This window comes from Microbacterium sp. (assembly GCF_047971895.1).
Classification (GTDB): Bacteria; Actinomycetota; Actinomycetes; order Actinomycetales; family Microbacteriaceae; genus Microbacterium.
The window spans coordinates 1-2,292 of the sequence record NZ_JBKEAF010000124.1 but is presented as its reverse complement, the minus strand read 5'-3'; the positions used below and the strand labels follow the sequence as shown (position 1 = coordinate 2,292).

General features: G+C 66.6%; 1 protein-coding gene. It reads right to left on the bottom strand.

The features are described 5' to 3' along the window. Positions 1 to 2,292: DNA-directed RNA polymerase subunit beta' (rpoC, locus tag ACK5IN_RS09875; protein WP_416896021.1), on the bottom strand; the 2,292-nt coding region annotated here is incomplete at both ends.

The window sequence follows — 2,292 nt, the reverse complement described above, 5'->3', positions numbered from 1 at the left end:
CATCTGCCGCACGATGACCTCGATGTGCTTGTCGTGGATCGGAACACCCTGCGAGCGGTACACGCCCTGCACGCCGCCGACGAGGTACTTCTGCGCCTCGCGAGCGCCCTGCACGCGCATGACCTCCTTGGGGTCGAGCGTGCCGACCTGCAAGGGCTGGCCCACCGTGACGTGCTGGCCGTCCTCGACCAGGAGCGTCGCGCGCTTGAGCACCGGGTAGACGTGCTGCTCATCGCCGACGTCGGGCGTGAGGATCACCTTGCGAGACTTCTCGGTCTCCTCGATGGTGATCCGGCCGTCGGCCTCGGCGATCGGCGAAGCACCCTTTGGAGTGCGCGCCTCGAACAGCTCCTGCACGCGGGGCAGACCCTGCGTGATGTCCTCGGCCGACGCCGACCCACCGGTGTGGAAGGTACGCATCGTCAGCTGGGTTCCGGGCTCACCGATCGACTGGGCGGCGATGATGCCGACCGCTTCGCCGATGTCCACGATCGACCCGGTCGCAAGCGACCGGCCATAGCACTGCGCGCACACACCGACGGCGGAGTCACAGGTGAGCACCGAGCGCACCTTGATCGACTCGATCCCGGCGGCGACCAGCGCGTTGATCTCGGGGTCACCGACATCGGAACCAGCCGCAAGCAGCACCTCACCAGACTCGCTGACCACATCGGTGGCAAGCGTCCGGGCGAACACCGAGTTCTCCGCGTTGTCATCGCGGTGCAGCGTGCCGTCGGCACCCACGGTCGCGATCGGAAGCTCCAGGCCCTTGCTGGTGCCGCAGTCCTCTTCGCGGATGATGACGTCCTGCGACACGTCCACCAGACGACGGGTGAGGTACCCGGAGTCGGCGGTACGCAACGCGGTGTCGGCAAGGCCCTTACGCGCGCCGTGCGTGGCGATGAAGTACTCGGCGACGGACAGGCCTTCGCGGTACGACGACACGATCGGGCGCGGGATGATCTCACCCTTGGGGTTGTTCACCAGGCCACGCATACCGGCGATGTTCCGGATCTGCAGCCAGTTACCACGGGCACCGGAGGAGACCATGCGGTTGATGGTGTTGTCCTCGGGGAAGTTCGCCCGCATCGCCACCTGAACCTCGTCAGTGGCTTCGGTCCAGATCTTGATGAGCTCCTGACGACGCTCGGCGTCGGTGGTCAGACCCTTCTCGTACTGCGCCTGCGCCTTGGCGGCTTCCTTCTCGTGCTTGGCGACGATCTCGGCCTTCTCCGGCGGGGTGATGATGTCGCTGAGTGCGACGGTCACGCCCGAACGGGTGGCCCAGTAGAAGCCGGCGTCCTTGATGCGGTCCAGCGTCGCAGCCACCTCGACCTTGGGGTATTCCTCGGCGAGCTTGTTCACGATCTGCGACAGCTTGCCCTTGTCGGCCTGCTCCCGCACGAACGGGTAGCCCTTGGGCAGGGTGTCGTTGAAGATCGCTTGGCCGAGCGAGGCGTCGACCAGACCGTGCCGCTCGTAGCCGTCGGGGCCGTCGCCTTCGAGGAAGGTCAGACCCGGAACACGGATGCGTACCTTGGCCTGCAGGTCGAGCGTGCCCTCGTCGCGGGCGAGGATCGCCTCGGAGACCGAGCCGAACACGCGGCCTTCGCCGAGCGCGCCGTCCTTGACGGTGGTCAGGTGGTGCAGACCGATGATCATGTCCTGGCTGGGCAGGGTGACCGGGCGGCCATCGCTGGGCTTGAGGATGTTGTTCGAGGCGAGCATCAGGATGCGTGCCTCGGCCTGGGCCTCGACGCTCAACGGCAGGTGAACCGCCATCTGGTCACCGTCGAAGTCGGCGTTGAACGCGGCACACACGAGCGGGTGCAGCTGGATGGCCTTGCCCTCCACGAGCTGCGGCTCGAACGCCTGGATGCCCAGGCGGTGCAGGGTGGGGGCACGGTTGAGCAGCACCGGACGCTCGCGGATGATCTCTTCGAGCACGTCCCACACCTCGGGGCGGTAGCGCTCGACCGCGCGCTTGGCGGCCTTGATGTTCTGGGAGTGCCCCAGGTCGATCAGACGCTTGATCACGAACGGCTTGAACAGCTCCAGCGCCATCTGCTTGGGCAGACCGCACTGGTGCAGCTTCAGCTGCGGACCGACGACGATCACCGAGCGGCCCGAGTAGTCCACGCGCTTGCCGAGCAGGTTCTGACGGAACCGGCCCTGCTTGCCCTTGAGCATGTCCGAGATGGACTTCAGTGGACGGTTGCCCGGTCCGGTGACAGGACGACCGCGGCGGCCGTTGTCGAACAGCGAGTCGACGGCCTCCTGGAGCATCCGCTT